This window comes from Clostridium sp. C2-6-12, from assembly GCF_009928485.1.
Classification (GTDB): domain Bacteria; phylum Bacillota; class Clostridia; order Clostridiales; family Clostridiaceae; genus Clostridium.
This window is the reverse complement of the sequence record NZ_JAABNP010000027.1, coordinates 66,466-87,869: the sequence shown is the minus strand read 5'-3', so window position 1 is coordinate 87,869 and position 21,404 is coordinate 66,466. Positions and strand designations below refer to the sequence as shown.

The 21,404-nt window shown below is 29.9% G+C and carries 17 protein-coding genes and 2 pseudogenes; 14 read left to right on the top strand and 5 right to left on the bottom strand.

The features are described from left to right. Positions 1 to 201: 201 nt before the first annotated feature. The 8 genes from GXK56_RS19845 (at position 202) to GXK56_RS19810 (ending at position 6,148) form a co-directional block, all read left to right on the top strand. Positions 202 to 813: a hypothetical protein gene (locus GXK56_RS19845; RefSeq protein ID WP_160690630.1), complete on the top strand. Its 612-nt coding sequence runs from the start codon at positions 202 to 204 to the stop codon at positions 811 to 813. Positions 814 to 968: 155 nt separating this feature from the next. Beyond that, positions 969 to 1,550, top strand: coding sequence for an RNA polymerase sigma factor (locus GXK56_RS19840; RefSeq protein ID WP_160690628.1), 582 nt, complete (start codon positions 969 to 971; stop codon positions 1,548 to 1,550). Then, positions 1,543 to 2,361, top strand: a complete 819-nt coding sequence (locus GXK56_RS19835) for a hypothetical protein (protein ID WP_160690626.1) — start codon at positions 1,543 to 1,545, stop codon at positions 2,359 to 2,361. Before GXK56_RS19840 ends, GXK56_RS19835 begins: the two co-directional genes overlap by 8 nt. 143 nt (positions 2,362 to 2,504) lie before the next feature. Beyond that, positions 2,505 to 2,969, top strand: coding sequence for a pyridoxamine 5'-phosphate oxidase family protein (locus GXK56_RS19830; RefSeq protein ID WP_160690642.1), 465 nt, complete (start codon positions 2,505 to 2,507; stop codon positions 2,967 to 2,969). 256 nt (positions 2,970 to 3,225) lie between these two features. Next, entirely contained in the window at positions 3,226 to 4,608 is a 1,383-nt protein-coding gene (locus GXK56_RS19825; RefSeq protein ID WP_160690624.1) for an NAD(P)H-dependent oxidoreductase, read from the top strand. After that, on the top strand, positions 4,601 to 5,131 hold the full coding sequence (locus GXK56_RS19820; protein WP_160690622.1) for a hypothetical protein: 531 nt from the start codon (positions 4,601 to 4,603) through the stop codon (positions 5,129 to 5,131). Before GXK56_RS19825 ends, GXK56_RS19820 begins: the two co-directional genes overlap by 8 nt. An 18-nt stretch (positions 5,132 to 5,149) precedes the next feature. Then, positions 5,150 to 5,698 (top strand): LytTR family DNA-binding domain-containing protein, encoded by a 549-nt coding sequence (locus GXK56_RS19815; RefSeq protein WP_160690620.1) that lies wholly within the window; start codon positions 5,150 to 5,152, stop codon positions 5,696 to 5,698. Positions 5,699 to 5,710: 12 nt separating this feature from the next. Beyond that, positions 5,711 to 6,148: a hypothetical protein gene (locus GXK56_RS19810; protein WP_160690618.1), complete on the top strand. Its 438-nt coding sequence runs from the start codon at positions 5,711 to 5,713 to the stop codon at positions 6,146 to 6,148. 87 nt (positions 6,149 to 6,235) lie between these two features. On the opposite strand, the gene aguB is transcribed toward GXK56_RS19810, so the two are convergent. The 3 genes from aguB to GXK56_RS19795 all read right to left on the bottom strand — a co-directional run bounded on the left by aguB (position 6,236) and on the right by GXK56_RS19795 (position 9,003). Then, positions 6,236 to 7,114, bottom strand: a complete 879-nt coding sequence (gene aguB, locus GXK56_RS19805) for an N-carbamoylputrescine amidase (RefSeq protein WP_160690616.1) — start codon at positions 7,112 to 7,114, stop codon at positions 6,236 to 6,238. An 81-nt stretch (positions 7,115 to 7,195) separates the two neighbouring features. Next, complete coding sequence (locus GXK56_RS19800) at positions 7,196 to 8,230, bottom strand: agmatine deiminase family protein (protein WP_160690614.1); 1,035 nt, start codon at positions 8,228 to 8,230, stop codon at positions 7,196 to 7,198. Positions 8,231 to 8,577: 347 nt separating this feature from the next. Then, positions 8,578 to 9,003, bottom strand: coding sequence for a pyridoxamine 5'-phosphate oxidase family protein (locus tag GXK56_RS19795; protein WP_160690612.1), 426 nt, complete (start codon positions 9,001 to 9,003; stop codon positions 8,578 to 8,580). 334 nt (positions 9,004 to 9,337) lie between these two features. On the opposite strand from GXK56_RS19795, the pseudogene GXK56_RS19790 reads away from it, so the two are divergent. The 3 genes and pseudogenes from GXK56_RS19790 to GXK56_RS19780 all read left to right on the top strand — a co-directional run bounded on the left by GXK56_RS19790 (position 9,338) and on the right by GXK56_RS19780 (position 12,538). Next, positions 9,338 to 11,811 (top strand): annotated as a pseudogene (locus GXK56_RS19790) (GxGYxYP domain-containing protein). Positions 11,812 to 11,864: 53 nt separating this feature from the next. Next, positions 11,865 to 11,945: pseudogene (locus tag GXK56_RS19785) on the top strand (flavodoxin family protein); the annotation flags it as partial. An 8-nt stretch (positions 11,946 to 11,953) separates the two neighbouring features. Then, positions 11,954 to 12,538 carry a nitroreductase family protein gene (locus tag GXK56_RS19780; protein WP_160690610.1) on the top strand — a complete coding sequence of 195 codons (585 nt, stop codon included), beginning with the start codon at positions 11,954 to 11,956 and terminating at the stop codon, positions 12,536 to 12,538. Between the two features lie 358 nt (positions 12,539 to 12,896). Here GXK56_RS19780 and GXK56_RS19775 read toward each other — a convergent pair whose 3' ends face one another. Next, positions 12,897 to 13,799, bottom strand: a complete 903-nt coding sequence (locus GXK56_RS19775; protein ID WP_160690608.1) for an AraC family transcriptional regulator — start codon at positions 13,797 to 13,799, stop codon at positions 12,897 to 12,899. Between the two features lie 132 nt (positions 13,800 to 13,931). Here GXK56_RS19775 and GXK56_RS19770 point away from each other — a divergent pair, with 132 nt between their 5' ends. Both GXK56_RS19770 and GXK56_RS19765 read left to right on the top strand, forming a co-directional pair. Continuing rightward, entirely contained in the window at positions 13,932 to 15,971 is a 2,040-nt protein-coding gene (locus GXK56_RS19770; RefSeq protein ID WP_243156191.1) for a TIM-barrel domain-containing protein, read from the top strand. A 36-nt stretch (positions 15,972 to 16,007) separates the two neighbouring features. Next, positions 16,008 to 17,825, top strand: coding sequence for a family 43 glycosylhydrolase (locus tag GXK56_RS19765; protein WP_160690606.1), 1,818 nt, complete (start codon positions 16,008 to 16,010; stop codon positions 17,823 to 17,825). A 98-nt stretch (positions 17,826 to 17,923) separates the two neighbouring features. On the opposite strand, the gene GXK56_RS19760 is transcribed toward GXK56_RS19765, so the two are convergent. Continuing rightward, a complete protein-coding gene (locus GXK56_RS19760) occupies positions 17,924 to 19,948 on the bottom strand; it encodes a sugar-binding protein (RefSeq protein ID WP_160690586.1) in 2,025 nt (674 codons plus the stop codon). A 267-nt stretch (positions 19,949 to 20,215) separates the two neighbouring features. On the opposite strand from GXK56_RS19760, the gene GXK56_RS19755 reads away from it, so the two are divergent. Then, complete coding sequence (locus tag GXK56_RS19755) at positions 20,216 to 21,082, top strand: AraC family transcriptional regulator (RefSeq protein ID WP_160690584.1); 867 nt, start codon at positions 20,216 to 20,218, stop codon at positions 21,080 to 21,082. The last annotated feature ends 322 nt before the right edge of the window (positions 21,083 to 21,404 follow it).

Here is a 21,404-nt window from a genome sequence, read left to right as displayed (position 1 = left end):
AAATAATGGATAATAAATCGAGCGAAATTATTGCCAACTTTTACTTGACTCAAACTAGAAATAATCATAGGATTTTGTATTTGGAAAGTATATGTTATAATTGTATGAGGATTTCAAATAAATGGATTTATTAAAATATAGTTAAAGTATTTTACAAATTCATAGGTCATGTTTTCTGATGAGAAAGGAATGTATATAATTATGAAAAAGAATGTTGTTTTTTCATTATGTTTATGTATTATTTTAATTTTTGCTGGATGCAGTAATGTTAAAAAGGCAGATGATAGTTATCAAACACAAGCTATTAATGAGCAAAATAGTATGGATGAAAAACAAGAAACAGATTCAAATAATAAAAATGCTGCACAACTGTCCGAAACAATTCAAAAGGAAGAGGCAGTAAATGATAAGAATATTAATGGTCAAAAAGTAAGTAAAGTATATAGTAAAATTAAATTATATGAAGGTACTTATTTTGATGATAGACGTTTTGGAGAAGAAGGACTAAAGAATTACTGTGAGGTTGAAATTTCTAATGTGACTAATACTTCTTTTGATTTTACTATTTATGAAGTTAATGAGTCAGAGAGAGGAAAAGAAAATAAAAAGGTTATATTCCTTAAAAACACAGCTGTTTTCATAGGCGATGGAACAAAAGCTGCTTTTTATGGAAAAGAATATACTCTTAACTTTGAATTTCCTAATAAGCATAATGCATATATTGTTGCAACAGATGTGGAGATATCTGGATTTAAGCCTTTAGAAGGTAAAACTTATGTTAATAATAAAATACCAGGACATGAATTTGGTTAGAATGCAGTAAATATAGTATAAATAATAATAACATCATCTACTTTTTGGGAGATGATGTTTTTTATTGAAAAATTTTTTTGGTAAAATGAACCGATTAAAAACTTAATGTCTCTAATATATAGATGCATCGATAAGAATGGAAGGGAGATAGTAAATTGTGTGAAGAAGAACTTGTCATAAAAATCCAGTCTGGTGATATGAACGCATTAGGTGAAATGTTTGAAATATATAAAAATGAATCATTTAAATACGTCTATCTTATTACAGGTAGTAAGCATACAAGTGAAGATATTGTACAAGAAGCATTTATAAGCTGTTATAACAATATAAAAAGTCTTAAGAATCCTGAAGTTTTTAAATCATGGTTTTTTAAAATGCTTACGAGAATTGCATGGAGATATGCACAAAAAGATAAAAAGTCACTACCAGTTGAAAATATATTTGAAAAAGCTGATGAAAAAAGTATGGATATTTCTATGGAGCAATATATAAGAAAAGAAGAAAACAATAATCTTTATGCTGAAATTGAAAATCTTGATTTAAAACAAAAAACAGTAATAATTCTATATTATTTTAATGGTCTTACAGTTAAAGAAATTGCAAAAATTATGGGATGCTTTGAAGGAACAGTCAAATCAAGACTTCATAGTGCAAGAAAAAAATTAAAAAGCAATTTAGTTAATTGTGAGGAAGAATATAATCATAGAAATTTAAAGAGGGTGAGACTTAATGAGTAAAACTTTGAATGAAAATATAGATAAAAAAATTAAAGAATGCTTAATTGATAAATCAGAGAATGCTTCAGTATCTGAAAATATGTTTTTCAAAATCAGAAATGAAATATTAAAAGAAAAAGATGATAAAGGAGTTTTTAGTATGAAAAATAAACTATTAAGACCAAAAACAATTATAATTGCAGGAATGCTTATTATTGCAACAAGCGTATCTGTTGTTGCAGCAACTAATCTATCTGGAATACTTGTTTCATCATCTCATCTAACTGAAATCAAAACTTTTCCAAGTAAAGATAAAGTAAAAGAAAATGTTGGCTTTACACCTAAATATGTTGAAGCTTTTAAGAATGGATTTAAATTTAATACATTTAATTATTCAAACCAAGAAATTCGTGACGATAAAGGAGCTGCTGTTGATAAATACAAGAGTGCAGAATTTGAGTATGCAAAAGAAGGATCTAAAAAAGGTCAAGGCTTGTTCATGTCTGCTGAAAAAATCGATAAAAAATATTTTGATGAAAACACATCAAAAAATGTCACATCAATAGAATATAATGGAGTAAAGATTGAATATTCTAGCAGCCAATACAAATCAGTTCCAGAAGGATACAATCCAACAGAGGAAGAAAAAGAATTACAAAACAAAGGACTTCTTCAAATAGGATATGGAAGTGAAAGCGAAGAAATAAAAGTTAGTCAAAATCAATCAGTTATGTGGTATGAAGATGGCATATCTTATAGTATTTTGAATATGGATTATACTGAGTTAAGTAAAGATGATATGATTAATATGGCAAAAGAAGTTATAGGTTAAAATAATTATCCCTAAGGAGTTAGATGATTTATTCCTTAGGGGTAATTTTTTGTTAAATAAAATTGTTGACTCTTACCTATGGGCATAGTGTAAATTAGTATTAAGTTATAAATATATATTACTCAGAAAGGGAAGTGATAATGATGTTTAAGGAAATGAGAAGAAAAGATAGAGAACTTGAAAAAGAAGAATTTATGGAATTATTAATAAGAGGGGAATATGGCATTTTATCTACAATAGGGGAAAATGGGTATCCATATGGAGTTCCAGTTAATTATGTATATATGGATAATGCTATATATTTTCATTCTGCAGTAGAAGGGCAAAAATTATATAATATAAAAAATGATGATAAAGTTTCATTTTGTGTTGTTGGTGAAACCTGTGTATTACCAGAACAGTTTAGTACAAAATATGAAAGTGTAATAATATTTGGAAAAGCAAATGAAATTTTTGAAGAGGAAAAAAATGCTTCTTTATTAGAAATAATAAACAAATATTCAAAGGAGCATTTAGAAAAAGGAAAGCAATACATTAAAAATTCAAATGAAAATGTAAAAGTAATAAAAATAAATATTGAACATGTTACTGGAAAAGCAAGAAAATAGGTAATATTCTTCAGATAAAAAACGGTAGGCAGCTATCGTTTTTTTGATTGGTAATAATATGAGGTGAAATGCTTATGTAATTTATGTAAGGATTTATATTATTGAGAAGCTAAGCTTTGTTAAGCTATGAAATTGAAAATGTAAAGTGATTTATATGCATCTTATATGCATTAAATTGCATCTTAAAAGGAATCTATAGTTTTAAGTTGAATACTTTAATAAAATGAGAGCATAGAGAAAGGTGAGGTGTTAATTTATGAAAATAATTATTTTAAATGGGAGTCCAAAGTTAGAAAAAAGTGTTACTATGCAGTCTATAAAGTATTTAGAACAAAATTATGAAAAACATGAATTTGAATACATCCATATAACAAAAGAAATAGATGGTTATACAAAAGATACTGATAAGTTGAAAGCTTTATGTACAAAAATTCAAGAAGCAGATGCTGTTATATGGGCATTTCCACTATATCATGCTTTAGTACACTCTCAGTATAAACGCTTTATTGAATTAATATTTGAAAATAAACTAGAAAGTTACTTTTTAAATAAATATACCAGTGCTTTTTCTACCTCTATTCATTATGCAGATATTCATGGGCATAATTACATTAGAGCAATTGCAGAGGATTTAGGAATGAATTATGTAGAATATTTATCTCATGAAATGAATGATTTGCCAAAAGAAAAAAGCAGAAGAGAGCTTAAATTATTCTTTGAAAATTTACTTACTTTTAGTGAAGAAGGTTTAACAACTAGTAAATTATATAAGCCAGTAAAAGAAAGTGATTTTAAATATAAGTCTATAGAGAAAGATAAATTTGTTAATACAGATAAAAAAATAATCATTCTCACAGATGTAGAGAAGGAAGAAAATAATCTTAATGAGATGATAGAAAAATTTAAAAGCTGTATAAAAAGTTCAATAGAAGTCTTCAATCTTAAAGAGGTAGAGATAAAGGGGCCTTGTCTTGGGTGTTGTAAATGTGCTGAACAAAATAAATGCGTATATGATGAGAAGGATGGCTATAGAAAATTTTTAGATTACGTTATTAATAATTCAGATATAATCATTTTTGCAGGAACTATAAAGGATAGATATTTATCCTCATATTTTAAGCTTTATTATGATAGAAGTTTTTGTTATAATCATGTTCCTATTTTAAAAGGTAAACAAATAGGTTATATGATTTCAGGTAAGCTAAGCGAAAATGATAATTTGAGACAAATATTGGAGTTTGATAATCAAGGTGGGAATTTAGTAGGATTTATTACTGATGAAGCAGAAAACAATGCAGTCATAGATAATCAGATATATACTTTTGCTAAAATGTGTGTTAGTTATTCAGAAAGAAATTATTATAAGCCTGAGACTTTTTTAAATATAGCTTCAAGGAAGTTATTTGCAGATGCTATTGATGGTAATTTAGGCGCTATCTTCTTAGCTGATTATAAATATTATAAAGAAAATGGAATGTTAAAAAAAGTACCCTTTAAAGAGAAAATGCAGGGAAAAGTTATGAGATATTTCATGGGAAGAGAAAAATTCAGAAAAGAAGTTCAGAAAAATATGATTGATTTAATGATTACCAGCCACAAGAAAACACTTGAAAAGGATAGGAGAAGGAATAATGGATAGTAGTTTAAAAGCTTTTGTAAATGTAACTTTAAGTTTTCTTCCTCTAATATTATTATGGAGTATTTCAGATGAATATGCACTTGTTTTAGGAATTGGAGCAGTGATTATACTTCTTATTAAAGAAATAATAAATAAAAATATAGGAATTATGTCTAGAGTATTATTAGGTTATTTTATTGTTTCTAATATATTTTATTTCTATTTAAATATTAATGCTATTCTTCAATATAAATATTTATCTTCATATATGGTATTAGCTCTAACAGGATTTATTTCATGCAGTTTTGGAAAGCCTTATACCATGTATGAAGCAAGAAGTGGATATGAAAAAGAGTTTTGGAATTCACCACTATTTATTGAAGTAAATATTTTAATAACAAAAATATGGGCTACAATTTATTTAATTAATGTTATTATAGAATTGACAGGACATAGTATTATGAAGGTTGCAATCATGAATGTTTTTGTAGTTATAGGAACTGTAATATCTATTATGGTTCCAGGATTAATGCCGGAAAATTAAAGTAAAAGGTGAGGTTACATGGAGGTAGAGTTAATTTGCAGCGAAAATTTAAGGAGAATGTTAGAAGAAATCCTTGGAAATCGTAAGATGAAAATTAATGAACAAGCTGAGGTATGCATAATTGAAAAAGGATTTGAGCTAAAAACAGGTAAAATAGGTATATATTTTAATGTAGAGACAATAAATATTTTAATCAACTATTTAGATTATGTATCAGGAAGTAAAGAAGAAGCAAAAAATATAATCACAGGAAAATGTGATGAGGATGAGCTTAAAATATTAAGCTATGATGATATATATTACTTTGAAGCAATGGGCAATGAGGTTTTTTGTATGACAAAGGATAAAAAATATAAGGTTAAAGAAAAGCTTTATGAACTGGAAGAAAGATTGGAAAGTAAAGGCTTCATAAGAGTAAGTAAATGTTTTGTTGTAAACATTGTGAAGGTAGATAGGATAATTTCTTGGTTTAATAGCAGGCTTATATTAAAGCTTATTGGCTTAAATGAAGAAGTATATGTTACACGTAAGTATTTAAATGATTTTAAGAAATATCTTGGATTTTGAGGTGTATTAGTAATGAAGCAGAATATAAAAGAATTATTAATTAATTTAGTAACCTCTATGTTTATTGGATTATTTGTTGGTATGAGTCAAATAGTTGTAATAAACATGAGTTGGTCAAATACTGGGATATTAATAGAGTCTTCCATTATTGGAGGCGTTATTGGGACAATATCTAGATTGCTTTTTATATATATGATTGAGATAAAACAAAAGAATGTAATAGTAGCCTTTGTAGCAGTATTTTTAGTAATAGGAATTATTTCATGTATTCCTTCAATTTATAATTATGCTGTTTATGAAGTTGGGTTTTCAAGAGTAGAATTAATATCCATCTTAATACCAGCAGAGCTTTTAGGTATGGGATTTTGTTATTATTCATATAAAAGATATTTAGCTTTTAATTCAAAACTTTTAAGTAAAAAAATGCAGTTAGCAAAGAATAGTAAATAAGTATATTTTGGGAGTAAATAAAAAACGGTAATAAATACCGTTTTTTTATTTATAAGTTAATGTATTATTCTAAAAAGAATTTTAAAGCTATTTTATCATTAACTCTCCATCATAAGATGTAATGATTTTATATAGGTCAGGACGACGATCTCTAAAGATTCCCCATTCAATACGTTGTGTTTCTAACTGGTCTAAATCAAATTCAGCAACTAATACAGTTTCTTCTGTGCGATTTGCTTCAACAATTTTGTTTCCTTGTGGTCCAGCGATAAAAGAAGAACCATAGAAAGTAATTTTTGAATCTTCATCTTCTTCAGTGCCAACACGGTTTGATGCAATTACAGGTACTAAGTTAGAACCAGCGTGGCCTAACATACAAGCTTGCCAGTGATCCTTTGAATCAATGGATCCATCTTGTGGTTCAGAACCAATAGCAGTAGGGTAGAAAATCATTTCAGCACCCATTAAAGTCATGCATCTAGCAGCTTCTGGATACCATTGATCCCAGCAGATACCTACGCCGATTTTTCCATAGCGAGTATTCCACACCTTAAAGCCAGTATCTCCAGGATTAAAGTAGAACTTTTCTTCATAACCAGGTCCATCAGGAATATGGCTTTTTCTATAAGTTCCAAGAACTTCTCCGTTAGCATCAATTATTGCAATTGCATTATATCTAGCGTAGTTTTTCTTTTCGTAAAAACTGATAGGTAAAACCACTTTAAGTTCTTTGGCAATTTCTTTAAAATGATTTATAGCTTTGTTTTCTGCAACTTCTGTAGCATACACATAGTAATCTGATTTTTCCTTTTGACAGAAATATGGAGTTTCAAATAATTCTTGAAGTAATATTATTTGAGCACCTTGTGAAGCAGCTTCTCTTACGAATTTTTCTGCTTTTGCAATATTTTCATCAATATTATAGGAACAGCTCATTTGAGTAGCTGCAACTTTAACTTTTCTCATAATCAACATTCCTTTCTTGAAGCATTAAACCTTATAAAATTATTTCATAAAGATTAATATTACATTTAGTTTTATAATTATTTAAGATTTTTTTGGAGAAGGCATTTGTTGAGTAGTACAATGTACATTACCACCTTCTTTAATAACTTCTATTCCATCTACAGCTCTGATTTTTCTATCTGGGAAAGCTAAGCTTAAAACTTCTTCTGCTTTCTTATCAGCATCAGCAGCATTTCCACCAAAAGTAGGTAAGATAATACCATTATTTACAAAGTAGAAATTTAAATAACTTAAAGTTAATCTTTCACCTTCATAATCAGCTCTAGGAGGTTGGTTAATTTGGAGGACTTCAAGCTTTCTTCCTTTAGCATCAGTAGAATTATTTAAGATTTCAAGATTTTCTAAAGTGATTTTATAGTTTTCATCACTTGGATCATCACAAGTCTGCATAATTATTTTACCAGGTGCAGCAAAGCAAGCTATGTTATCAACATGACCATCAGTTTCATCACCGCTTAACCCTCTTTTAAGCCAAATTACCTTTTCAATATTTAAATATTGTTTTAAATAAACTTCAATTTGTTCTCTAGTAAGGCCAGGATTTCTGTTAGGATTTAATAAACATTCCTCAGTAGTAAGTAAAGTTCCTTCTCCATCTGTATGAAGAGAACCACCTTCCATAACTAAAGGTGCATCAAACTTTTTAATATTATAGTGTTCTAAAATCTTTGGAGCAACTTCATCATCTAAATCCCAAGGAGCATATTTTCCACCCCAAGCGTTAAAGTTCCAATTAACTCCAGCTCTGTTTCCTTCCTCATCAATAACAAAAGTTGGACCATTATCTCTAAGCCAAGCATCATTATGTTCAATTGGAAGTAATTCTATATTAGGTTCTTCAAAAAGCTTTTTAACATTTTCTAATTCATTTGGATTAACAAGGACTGAAACAGGTTCAAATTCAGCAATTGCTTTAATAAAGCCTGCATATCCAGCACAAACACTTTCATGATTATCTGGATGACACATTGAGTCCTTAACTGGCCATGATATGAAGGTACGCTCATGAGCTTCCCATTCAGCAGGCATTTTATAATTAAAATCCTTTGGATACATTATAATACCTCTCTTTTCTATGATTGTATTTTATATAAATTATCAATTTATATACTATCATATAATATACTAAATTTAATGCCATAGCAATGTTAAGATTTGATTAAATGTGAGGTGGGTGAATGATGTGAGAAGATATGGGAATTGATGAAAAGGTTTGGGGATAAAATAATTAATAAGAGGATGTATTTAAATAATGAGTTACTCCAAAACTAAAGTGATAGTCTTGGAGTAACTCATTTTTCTATAGAAATAAAAAATGTGAATTTAGAAGAAGCTATCTTGATCATATAATTTTAATTATTTGAAGACTACATTGTAACTACTATATAATAAAGTGAACTATACTAATCTTTCAAATCAAATGTTACATTTTTTAAATGTCTGTAATAATTACCCCATTCAGCTGTAAATGATAATACTGTATAGTCTGGATCGTCTATACCAAGAGGATAGTAGATCTCGCAACCATCATTCCATAACATTTTTTTTGATTCTCTATCATGTAGTATTTCAATTGTTCCTACAAGCATTAGTCCCGCAAAGTTATCAGCGTCAACAAAATATAAACACATCTTATTATCACTTTTTAAGCGTTCTACCATTTTTGTTGATGTGTTTGTACTAAGCCAGAATTTCTTTAAGCCATCATGTTTTAATCTCATCATTGCTTTTATATTAGGGTATCCGTTTTCTCCATTTGTACCAACCATTACAATTTTAGACTTCTCAACTAACTCGTTACTTTCAATAAAAACTTTCTCGTCAATCATTTTAAAAACCACTCCTCAATTTTACAATTTTAATTGTTTTTGGTAATGTTATCACATACTTTACGATAATTCAATATGCAATATAGTTGATAATTGGTTACAGCGAATTGAAAATTATATGAATAGATATAGATTAAATGAGAATTAAAAAGAATATGACAAAATACATGATGAATATGAAGTAGTGGTTAAGGTTAGAATCACACGACAGTTTAACTTTAAATCTGTATAGAAATTATTTAAATAACGAATATTATATTTAGACAGCTTATATTAGGTAAAGAAAAAATTAACATTTCTAAAATTGCTGTAAGTATAAGGAGGATGAATATAATTGCATAAAAAAATTAAATCAAGTGTATCTATTTTATTAATAGTATTAAGTATTTTTTTCTCTTCAACAATAAACAGTAAAATAGCACAAGCTGAAGATAAATCTTTAGATACAAACACTGTAAATCTTGTTCTAAATTCATCAAATTATAAAGAAATGCCAAAGAATTTTCGTAAAACTTCTGATTTAACATATTTGAAGAACAATAAAGAATTAAATCTTAGTGGACTAGAGAAATTAAATATTTCGGGTTCTCAACAATTTTCAGAGTACAGTCTACCTCTTTTAATAAAAAGTATAGGAACTCCATTACCTATAACAGTTTATGATTTAAGACAAGAATCCCATGGATTTATTAATGGAGCTCCTGTTAGTTGGGAAAATAAATATAATGATACTAACAAAGGCTTAACAAAGGAACAGGTTTTAAAATATGAAAGTAATAAATTAAAGAGCATCAAATTAAATACACCTATAAGCTTCTATAATCATCCAGAAATAACTATGGTTCCAACAAAAGTTGAAGATGAAAGTAAGCTTACTAATTCTCAAGCACTATCATATATTCGTATCCCTGTTACTGATGGTAAGATACCTACAGATGATATGGTTGATTATTTTGTTGAATTAGTGAAAGCACAAACTAAAGATTCATGGTTTCATTTTCACTGTAAAGAAGGTATAGGAAGAACTACAACCTTCATGATTATGTATGATATGATTAAAAACTCAAAAGAAGTCACATCTAAGGATATTATTAACAGGCAATTACAATTAGCAAAGTTTGATGCGAGTCATATTAGCTCTTTTACTAATCCTGAAAGAACTAATCTTTTAGAAAATTTCTATAAATATACTAAAGAAGCTGGTAATGATTTTAATATTAAATATAGTGATTGGAAAAAAAAACAGTAAATACTAACATTAATAGCTTTTTCCCTGTTACTTCTATATTTAAAGAGAGATCTAACTATATAAAAAATCCTAAAATGCCAACTAAGTTATATGTTATTTCTCTAGATAGAATGTCCCATAGTGAAAGAACAATGATAGCCACTCTTCAAGGGGTGGCTAACAGTCATTCTTCTTTTCAAATATACACACTTAATCATTCACAACCAGATTATCAAATATGGTTAGATGATTTGAAGAATAATTATGGAATTTCATATGAAAACATCTCAGATCCATGGAAGTTGTTAGAGATATTTAAAAATTATATTGAAGGATATGTACTTTATAATAATAAAGATTCAAAAGATCCTTCAATAAATAATGCTTGTTCTCTTGCTTCATTGAATAATAGTATTGCAGTTGATGAAACCATTGAAGAGAAAGTAAAAGACCATGGTATAACAGAAATCATAGGTGATTGTAGGAATACAGATAAAAATTGGGCTTACAATAATTTATGGAATTCTGGTTTGAATCACTCAATAGTAATAGAGCTTTCTCCAGACAAAGATACAGCTCTAAGAGACTATGGAATAATGAGTAAAGCTCTTATATTTTATGAAGATAGCACAAGTGACACATACCTTAGAGATAGAATATTTTCATCAATGAAAAATGAGCCAATATGTTTAGGTTGGGGACCAGATGAGTTTACTAATGTAAGCACGACTTCAAAATACGGTGTAAGCCTAGTTGCTGCTGATTGGTCTTATAATTTAACTGTATTAAGTGCATTTCCATCAAAACCTATAACTCAAAAAACTTCAATGAGCCTTCCTAAAGAAAAAAGTATTCATTATGTAACATTTATTATGTCTGACGGAGATAATCAGCAATGGAATCTTGGAACTAACTATGGTTCTCCTAAGTGGTATGGTTCGCCTTGTAAAGGCAAATTTAATTTGGGTTGGTCTATGAGTCCATCTTTATATTATTTAGCTCCTACTGTGCTTAACTTATATTACAAAAACGCCAGTTATGGAAGTATTAATGATTACTTTATAGTCTCACCGTCTGGAAATGGCTATATGTATCCAAGTAAATTTGAAAATAATAAATTAAATAAATATACTATAACCTTAAATGATTATATGAAAAAAGTAGATGAAAAATATGTATCAATTATTGATGATGGTTCTTTTTATAATAATAAGCTTTGGGATAAATTTACTAGCAAGTCTAATATAGACGGATTGTTTTATCTTGATTATCATAAACACGATAAATATCAAGGAGAAATTATTTGGTCTAATAATAAACCTATAGTGTCTTGCAGAGATTTGCTTTGGAAGGATATAGAAAGTGAAGATGAGTTAGTTGAAAATATTAATAAGCGAATTGAAGCTGGACAAATAGATATTAGTAATGCTAATAGTTATACCTTTGTTTACGTTCATGCCTGGAGTAAAAGCCTAAGTGACATTGATAATGCTGTAAACAAGTTAAAGGAAAATCCTAAAGCAAGAATAGTCACTCCTGAAATATTTATGAAATTGATAAAGAAGAATGTTAATCACTAATGTTGTATAATTAATTTATTGAAATTTTTTATTATATTAAGGAGAGATGAGTAATGTCAAAAGTTGTTGTTTTTAATGGAAGTCCAAGAAATAATGAATATACTTCGAAGTTATTAGAAGAAGTGGTAAAAGGGGAATTATTATGGAAAATGTAATAGAAAATATAAAATCAAGAAGAAGTATAAGAAAATACAAAAAGGAACAAATAAAAGATGAAGAGCTATACGCAATTTTAGATGCAGCAAAACATGCACCAAGCGGTGGTAACTCTCAAACGTGGCAATTTACTGTAATTCAAAATAAAGAAATTCTTTTAGAGTTAAATGGATTGATTAAAGAAGCTTTTGAAAAGCTGGAGGTTGATGAAAATACCTATAAAAGCAAAAAAGCAGGTAAAATTGCTTCAAAGAGAGATGACTACAATTTTTATTACAATGCTCCAACCATAATTATAGTATCCAATGAGTCTAATTATAGTAATGCAATGGCAGATAGTGCTTGCGCTATAGAAAACATGCTTTTAACTTCAAATTATTTAGAACTTGGAGCTTGCTATATAAATCAATTAACCTGGTTTGACAGTGATGAAAAGGTAAGGGACTTACTTACTCGTCTGGGAATTTCAAAAAATCATAAAGTTTGCGGATCTATATGTGTAGGTTATATAGATGGAATAAAACCAGAAAAGAAAATGTTAAAGGAAAATACTGTGAGAATTATAAGGTAGTAACTAATGTATTTAAACAATGGCTTAGAAAATAGTAAAATCTAGATTAACAGAAGAAATGCAAAAAGATATAGAAAAAGGAAAGTTGGAAGTTGCAAAAAAATTTTTTAAAGATGGGACTTATAGTAGAACAAGTAGCTATTGGAATAGAAATATCAATAGAAGAAATTGAAAAGTTAAAAAAGAAATAAATATGTAGACTGCTAAGATTTTATTCAACATTGGAGGTATTTAAATGGATTTGCTTTTATACTATAAGAGCCCATTGTACAGAAAAAAGTATATTTTACAATTAATATACTTCTAAATTTATAATAAACACTCTCCATACTTATGGGCTTAATCTAATATTACTTTATTATGATTTCATATTTTGTTTACGATATTCTGATGGCTTGCATTTTACATGTTCTAAAAATGAGCGATTAAAGTAACTGATGTTGTTGAAACCACACATATTAGCAATCTCAGTAATATTTAAACTGGTGTTTAATAATGCATCACAACTTTTTCTGATTCTGAATCGATTTAAGTAAGTAAACGGGGTTAATCCAGTCAGCTCTTTGAAATATCTGCAAAACGTGCCAATGCATAAGCAAGACTGTTTTGATAGTAATTGTAGAGTTATATCTAGGGAAAAATTCTCATGAATATATTCTATAGATGGTTTTAGCTTATTGTACAATTTTTCATAGTTATTTGATAAAGCAATAGAAGTCATATGATTTAAATAATACAAATTCCATAATTGATATAATAGACCATGGAGCTCTAATTCCCAAGAATCAATATCCTGCCGTCCATAAAAGGATAAAATCTTTTTTAGGAAAAATAAAACATTATTCTGCCAAGAAATATTTGGTGAAAATTTGAAGCAATAAATCAGCCCATTATGTTTCAAAGGTTGTACAAAACGATTATATGTATTATTTGTGAAGGTTTCGGTAAATAAAATTGGGTTGAATACGAAAGCAAAAAAGTTACATGTCTTTTTACTTGTTTTTGTAGCCATGTGCAATAGGTTGGAGGGGATAAGAAGGGCCTCTCCCTCATGAATACAGAAGTGAGTATCCTCAATGAAAAATTCAATTTCACCTTGTTCCAAATAAAAAAGTTCAATTTCATCATGCCAATGCTGATACAAGACTAGGCTGTTATTTGTATCTACATGAGTTTGATGTATGGAATAAGGGCGATTATCAGTAATGTGCGTAACGTTTTCTTTATAGTTGTTATTTGTAAACTCTTCATATTGTATCATTTTATTCTATTTCCTTTTAAATATTTTCTCATTTTTATTCAGTTTAACATGTCATATAAAGATGTCAATATAGTATCAGTTTTTGTGATAATAAGTAAAGCTTATATGTGCAAAAAAAGATATATTATACATATGGAGAAGCCTTATAAAGCTCTGCTAAGATTAAAACTTTTTAAGGAGGACTATATGGGAAAAATAACATTATGTGAAGATAAGCTCATATTTGAACGTAAGGATGAACTTACAGTAATTGAAGCGTATGGAGAAAATTGCTTGCGATGTAGGACAACAAGAAATCCTAGGATTTCAGAGGAAGCATGGACGCTATTGCCAGCCAAAACAGAACATAATTGCATTGTTAGTGGTGATGAAAAAGAAGCAACTATAACAAACGGCATGATTTCTGCAAAAATTGAAGCAGGACAAATATGGTATGGAGGTATTGTATCTTATTATCGTAATGGTAAACAGATACTTAGAACTAAATACGAAGGAGATTATACCAACAGAAATATCCATCGTGAAGGTGACAATTATCAGGTTAAGGTGATTTTTGATGCAAATGAAGGAGAGCACTTTTATGGTTTAGGACAAGAACAGGAAGATCAATTCGACCGCAAAGGAAGTACCTGTAATTTGCTTCATTATAATACAAAGTCTGCTCTTCCAGTTGTATATTCATCTTTAGGTTATGGATTCTTTTGGAACAATCCTTCTCCTGGCCGTTGTGAGTTGACCAATAATCATACTATGTGGACATCAGACAGTGCTTATCAGGCAGACTATCTTGTATATGCTGGGGAAACTCCAGCAGATGTTATGAAAATTTATTGCGATTTAACAGGTTATTCTTCTGAATTTCCGAACTGGGCAGGAGGTTTCTGGCAATGTAAGCTGCGTTATGAATCTCAGGAGGATTTACTTGAGGTTGCACGAGAATATAAAAAACGAGGTATTCCAATTGATGCAATTGTGATTGATTATTTCCATTGGACAGAACAGGGAGAATGGAAGTTTGATCCAAAGTATTGGCCAGACCCTAAAGCTATGTGTGATGAGCTTAAAGAAATGAATATTCAGCCAATTGTTTCTATATGGCCGACTATTAATCCTAAAAGCGAAAATTACCTAGAAATGAGTGAGGGGAATATGTTGATTCGTACAGAAAATGGTCAGTATGGCACCTTTGATTTCTATGGACAACAAACTTTTATAGACCCTATGAATCCTAAAACTGCAGAATTTGTATGGGAAAAGGTCAAAAAAAATTATTATGATTATGGAATTCAAAACTTTTGGTTAGACGAAGCAGAACCAGAAGTTCACCCTCAGCAATTTGGACATCTGAAATTCCACCTTGGTAACGGTGCACAAACGGCAATGCTTTATCCATATTATTATTCGAAAATGTTTTATGATGGATTGAAATCAGAGGGAAAAGACAAAGTAATCGCCTTAACACGTGCTGCCTATCCAGGAAGCCAAAAGTATGGTGCAGCAGTATGGAATGGAGATATTCCATCTACCTTTGAAGCTCTTAGAATGAGTGTTAAGAGTGGCTTATCTATGGCAATGAGCGGCATTCCATGGTGGAACTCAGATATCGGTGGCTTCTTGTTTGCTGACATTGAAAGTGAATATTTTAGAGAGCTTATCGTACGTTGGTTCCAATTTGGCCTATTCAGTCCAATTATGAGACTTCATGGCGCACGATTAAAATCGAAGAACCATATTCCACGCCACCCAGGAATCATTGAACCAAGTGGGGGTGACAATGAAATATGGTGTTTTGGAGAAGATAATTATCCCGTTCTTAAAAAGCTCATCGAACTTCGAGAACGCATGAAACCATATACACAGAAGTATATGGATATTGCAAGTAAAACTGGCAAGCCTATTATGAGGCCAATGTTCTTTGATTATTATAAGGATGAGAAGTGTTATACTTTAGAAGATCAGTATATGTATGGAGAAGATATACTATTTGCACCAATTGTAGAACAAGGACAGGAACAGCGAGAGGTTTATCTACCTGAAGGTAATTGGATTAATGTATTTGATGGAAAGACTTATACAGGAGGCAAAATTATAATGTGCCATGCAAAACTGCACGAATTTATAGCATTTGTAAAAGCAGGCAGCGATGCCATAAAAATCTTTGATATATTATAGAAAAAACAAATTCAAATTTTATCAGGAGGCAGTACTATGAATGATTTGCAAGATGATGTAAAAATATTAATCTATACTCGTCAGCCGCAAAATGAATATACTGAATCTTTAGGCAACAGTATTCATTTTGCTTATTGTGAAGGTGCAGAAGATTTTAAGCCGCTAAACGAAAATTACGGAATATTATTTGCTTTGGGTACAATTGATGAAAAAAATGTAATTCAGGAGAAAGGATTGAAGAACCCATACTTGTTTCGGACTGTAGAAGGTTCCTTTGGAATTATTGCCGTCAGGGTTGATGCAATTGGAAATGATGATGCTGAAAGTAAAGGACAAATACTGCTATGGACTTCTGATGATTTAGTTACATTTCATGATTGTGGCTTGGTTAAACTACATGAAGATTTGTTTGTAAAAGAAGCAGCATGTAAGTTTAATGCTGCAGATGAAGTATATGAAATATACTGGGAGGACAATAAAGGGAATTTTTATGTAAACCGATTAGACAAATCAATGAGTATAGACAGCATATCAGCTGCTGAAGCTGTAAATGCATATGAATTCCAACGCCCCTTTGTAAATTTACCTAATATAAGACCAGGCAATATCCTTTCTATTGACAGCAATATGGGAAATAAGATTAAAGCAAATTGGATTCCGATTTATAATACAGAAATACGAATGCCGGATAGTGTGTATGTAACATCTTCTGAAAACTTGGAAAAGGTAAAAGCAGAGGCAATTTACTCAGATGGTTCAACCTCATTTAAGCAGGTAAAATGGGATTATACAGGAATAGATTTTTCTACTCCGGGGACTTATACAGTTAATGGAAAAGCAGTGCAGGAGATGCATTCATTCCCATTAGCTCGTGGGTATGCAGATCCTGTAATTCTTCCATGGAACAATAAATATTATTATATTGCAACCAATGATAATGTGAATAATATTGGTATGTATGTACGAGAAGCAGACACAATATCAGAATTGTTTGCTCCTGGATTTAAAGAAGCTGTAATTTTAGATTTAGATGAAGAAAAAGGCTTTATTCAGACATTTTGGGCACCAGAATTTCATGTGATTGGAGATGATTTATTCATACTTTTTGCTGTTAGTGGAAAAGAGTGGGGACCACAATGTCATATGATGAAATTGAAAAAAGATGGAAACATCATGGAGGCCAAAGATTGGAACACGCCTGTGCGAGTGAAAAAATCAGATGGAACATATTTAACACAGGATGGTATAACATTAGATATGACCTATTTCAAGGCTGATGGCACTTCCTGCGTTATATGGTCTTATAGAAAAGATATTGGAACTCCGCTTGACACCGGTTCTATGCTGTATATTGCTACCATAGATGAAGAAAATCCTACTATTTTGACTAGTGAACCTGTACTACTTTCCAGACCACTATTTGGTTGGGAAAACATTCAAGGAACAATCAATAATGAAGGACCATACCCTCTTATTACTGATGATATGGTATATGTAACATATTCTGGTGGAGCAGCATGTGGTTACACATATGCTTTAGGGCTTTTAAAGATACACCGAGGCAGTGATTTTTTAAATGTTAATGAGTGGGAAAAAGCAAGCACCCCCGTTTTGTCCTATTATTCTATTGATGGAGTATATGGACCAGGACACAATTCATTCTTCAGAGATTACAATGGTAACACTATGATTATGTATCATGGGGAAGATGAAATTATAGGTTTTGGTACACGATGTTCAGCTATGCATAGAGTTCATTTTAATAATAAAGGAGTGCCAGTATTTAATATGTCAAGAGAAAGAGACTTGGATCCAGAATTGTGTGACCTTACTATTAAAGTTATTGTACAATAAAAATAATATACTGCCAAATAAAAAACCATCAATTAGTAAAATTTACTATTTGATGGTTTCTATTGGTTAAAAATTAAATTGTTTAGTTAGTATGGAGATTATTTTAAGGTTACTTCTCCAAAGGTAGAGGTATCTTTATATGCTTCCCCAGATGTATTGCTCCATTTAGACATTACTCTGTTTGACTTATCAAAAACATCGTTGACTTGGAATTCTAAGCCTATCTTTGTTCCTGCTGAACCTTTTATTGTTTTTAGAGGAATTGCTTCTTCAACAATATATCCAGTTGCAGTCTTTTTAGTTGCGGATTTGAATTTAGTTTTATCACAGTTTGCACTAAATGAGGCTTCATTATCGAAATTAACACGATATTGAGCATCATCTTTTTCATAATAAGATGTTTTTCCAAGATTCTCATCTATAAATGTTTCAAATGAATCTTGCATATAAGGTGTAGGATTACTTTTATCAAGCTTTGAATCAGTAACATCAGCTAATACATATATATAATTTTCATCCCACATAGTTTTAATTTTTGCTTTAGCACCTTCTGTGTTAACAGAACCATCTGCTAATATATCAGTGCTAATGGTTTTTGCATTGTTCCATATGCTATCAGTTTCACCATCAATTGTTGGTGTTCCTTTAATTGCATCTGAAGATCCTATAGATATTACATCATCTTTATCTATAGGAGGTGCAACGTGTGCTCCAGGAGTTCCAGTTGCTACATAAGTAGTAACACTTTGTGCTGGTAATTCAGCTTTGAAAGTTCTATTAGATACTGAAACATCAGGTAATGCAGCTAAATCTTCTGTAGCTGATGTTCTGTAAGGTTTAACAGAAGTTGTATCTAAACCATTTAAGTTAAAGTTTATAGTTTGAGCATTAACATTACAATTTGTAACTACTAACACTAATTTTCCTGTTGCATCATCTTTGAAGGCTGTTACAAATACATCTTTATTTGGTTGTTTTGTAGCACTAATTCTCTTATAGCCAGGTCTTACAAATTTAGAGTAATTACCTATTGTCCATAGTCGTTTCTTTAATTCATAATTATTTGTAGCAGTATCTAAATAAATTAGACCAGAATTACTTGTAGATGTTGTATAAGCACCCCACCAATAGAACCAAGCATTTACATCTGCATTTGCCATATGTTTATGAATTCTTTTTGCCCAAACTAAGCCGTCAAGTATAGAAGTATCATAATTATTATATGACATTATTTCAGACATCCATATTTTTTTATTTTTTTGAGCAGCCAACTTAAATGGAGAAGTACCATCACCATAACCATGAGCAGCAACAATATCCACTCTGTTACATGTGTCATCGTCCTTTAAAGTATCTGCCATTAATTGTTCACTAAAATTTGTGTCTTCAGCTGCCATGAATTTAGTAGCAATATTATCTCTTGCAAATGTTGGTTTTACATTGTTTTTAATGAAATCATGTATTTGTGGTGCTGTCCAAGTACACCCATCATAATCAGGCTCTGGCTTTAAATTAGGTTCATTAGCCATTGATACTGAATATAAATCAATTCCAAACTGTTTCTTATATTCTTGGACATATTTAGATAAGAAATCAGCATAATCTTGATAGCACTCAGGTTTAAGAGATCCTTTAACAACACTGTTTGTGGTTTTCATCCATCCAGGAGGGGACCATGCAGTAGCTGTAAATTTTACATCATATCCACGCTTCATTATTTCCTTCATTAGGTTTACTTGATCTTGTCCTTGATTCCAATCATATTTACCTTTTTCAGGAGATATACTGCCATAAAGTTGGTTTCTTAGAAAAGATAAGCCTATTCCTTTATCTTTTGACCAAAGTAAGTCAATAACTTGATTACGTTGTTGTTCAGGCAAACTCATAATAGCTTGTGCTTTTCCAAAAGCTTCAGATACACCAAAGCCATCAATTTCTTGCTTTGTGTCATACCAATTAACAGTGGCCGTTGAGTTTGTTTGAGGATTAGGTTTGTTAGGAAGTTCGATAATAGGTTTATCTGTTGTTTTTGTACTTGCTGCAAAAGCAGATACATTAGTACCTGTAAATACAGTTGCAGAAGATACAAGAAGTGTCATCAGCAAACAAATAACTTTCTTCATATTTTATGTTCCCCTTTTCATTTAGTTTATTTGTGTTAAATAGTAGTAGTAAATATTTATCTTAATCTTTTAACTATCTACAATTTAATCGTTTACCTAGATTATAATGAGCTTGCTTAAACATTTACATTGCAATTTGTAATTTCTACATTGCATTTAGTAATTAATGTTTCTTTACCTTTCCTAGTTTTAGCTTTATAATAAAATACGTAGAAATTCTAGGGATATGATTACAAATATACTAATATAAGACAATAGAGGGATTTTATGAATAAATATAAATTATCAAAACATGAATATTCAATGCCAGTAGATTATTATTATGAGGCTGATCATACAACTAATCCAAAGCCTATTGTTGTTAAGTCTCATTCACATAGCCATTATGAAATATATATGTATATAAGTGGAGAAGTTAAGATTATGTTGAATAATCATATTTTTAATGTTAAAAAAGGAGATGTAGTTATTGTTCCTCCTTATAATATTCATAGTCTTATTTCAGTCAATGATGATAATCCTTATGAACGCATGTATTTATATGTAACAGAAACATGCTTATCATCGCTTCAGTTTAAGGAGCATTCATTATTGAAGCCACTTTTAGATGCAGCAAAACTGGGAATATTTCATTTTCATGTAGATTCTTCAAAAGATTATGAAATTATAACTTATGCAATTGATCGAATTAGAGATAGTAAACGCCAAAATCACTACGGAAAAGAAATGATGAATCGTTCATATATCCTGCAATTATTCACTATAATAAATTATTACATTACAAAGGAAGTTGGTGAAAAACCAATAAATGAAACAAACTCTTTGATTTCTCAAGTTGTTGATTACTTTAATGAAAACTTTATGGAAAATATTACGCTAGATGCTTTATGTGAACGTTTTTATACTAATCGTCAAACACTGACTAAGATGTTTAAAGAACATACTACTATGACGATCCATAGCTACATTACTTTGATGAGAATTACAAAGGCAAAAAAACTCATTTGCAAGGGAACTCATCCATCAAAAGTTTATTTAATGTGTGGATTTAATGACTACACAACTTTTTACCGTGCATTTAAAAAAATAGAAGGAATAACTCCACAGCAATTTGGTGGGATTTCACAAAAATAATATTCAAATAACGTTTTGTTTAAAAATATTAATGAGCCTAAAAGTAATTGCATTTGAGCGATTTGATTAATATTAAAGAGAAAATAAAAGAAAAAGATATTATGTCTTGTAAAAAAGATATAGTATCTTTTTCTTTTATATTAATATTAAAGAAAAATTATGTAGTATTTTGATAGAAAATATTTTGTGGAAAGATACGTAATTCTTTTTGAAAATACATATATCTTATATGCGAGACAGAATATAAATTATCCACAGATAAAAAGAGCAGCTATGCTGCAATACGGAACTTCTTTGCAATAAAGAATTTATTGATAGAACT

Bases quoted from the DNA above. Each gene is read 5' to 3' on its own strand.
- GXK56_RS19845 (WP_160690630.1), top strand. From the start codon at position 202: ATGAAAAAGAATGTTGTTTTTTCATTATGTTTATGTATTATTTTAATT.
- GXK56_RS19835 (WP_160690626.1), top strand. From the start codon at position 1,543: ATGAGTAAAACTTTGAATGAAAATATAGATAAAAAAATTAAAGAATGC.
- GXK56_RS19830 (WP_160690642.1), top strand. From the start codon at position 2,505: ATGTTTAAGGAAATGAGAAGAAAAGATAGAGAACTTGAAAAAGAAGAA.
- GXK56_RS19825 (WP_160690624.1), top strand. From the start codon at position 3,226: ATGAAAATAATTATTTTAAATGGGAGTCCAAAGTTAGAAAAAAGTGTT.
- GXK56_RS19820 (WP_160690622.1), top strand. From the start codon at position 4,601: ATGGATAGTAGTTTAAAAGCTTTTGTAAATGTAACTTTAAGTTTTCTT.
- GXK56_RS19815 (WP_160690620.1), top strand. From the start codon at position 5,150: ATGGAGGTAGAGTTAATTTGCAGCGAAAATTTAAGGAGAATGTTAGAA.
- GXK56_RS19810 (WP_160690618.1), top strand. From the start codon at position 5,711: ATGAAGCAGAATATAAAAGAATTATTAATTAATTTAGTAACCTCTATG.
- aguB (WP_160690616.1), bottom strand. From the start codon at position 7,114: ATGAGAAAAGTTAAAGTTGCAGCTACTCAAATGAGCTGTTCCTATAAT.
- GXK56_RS19800 (WP_160690614.1), bottom strand. From the start codon at position 8,230: ATGTATCCAAAGGATTTTAATTATAAAATGCCTGCTGAATGGGAAGCT.
- GXK56_RS19795 (WP_160690612.1), bottom strand. From the start codon at position 9,003: ATGATTGACGAGAAAGTTTTTATTGAAAGTAACGAGTTAGTTGAGAAG.
- GXK56_RS19780 (WP_160690610.1), top strand. From the start codon at position 11,954: ATGGAAAATGTAATAGAAAATATAAAATCAAGAAGAAGTATAAGAAAA.
- GXK56_RS19775 (WP_160690608.1), bottom strand. From the start codon at position 13,799: ATGATACAATATGAAGAGTTTACAAATAACAACTATAAAGAAAACGTT.
- GXK56_RS19770 (WP_243156191.1), top strand. From the start codon at position 13,932: ATGGAGAAGCCTTATAAAGCTCTGCTAAGATTAAAACTTTTTAAGGAG.
- GXK56_RS19765 (WP_160690606.1), top strand. From the start codon at position 16,008: ATGAATGATTTGCAAGATGATGTAAAAATATTAATCTATACTCGTCAG.
- GXK56_RS19760 (WP_160690586.1), bottom strand. From the start codon at position 19,948: ATGAAGAAAGTTATTTGTTTGCTGATGACACTTCTTGTATCTTCTGCA.
- GXK56_RS19755 (WP_160690584.1), top strand. From the start codon at position 20,216: ATGAATAAATATAAATTATCAAAACATGAATATTCAATGCCAGTAGAT.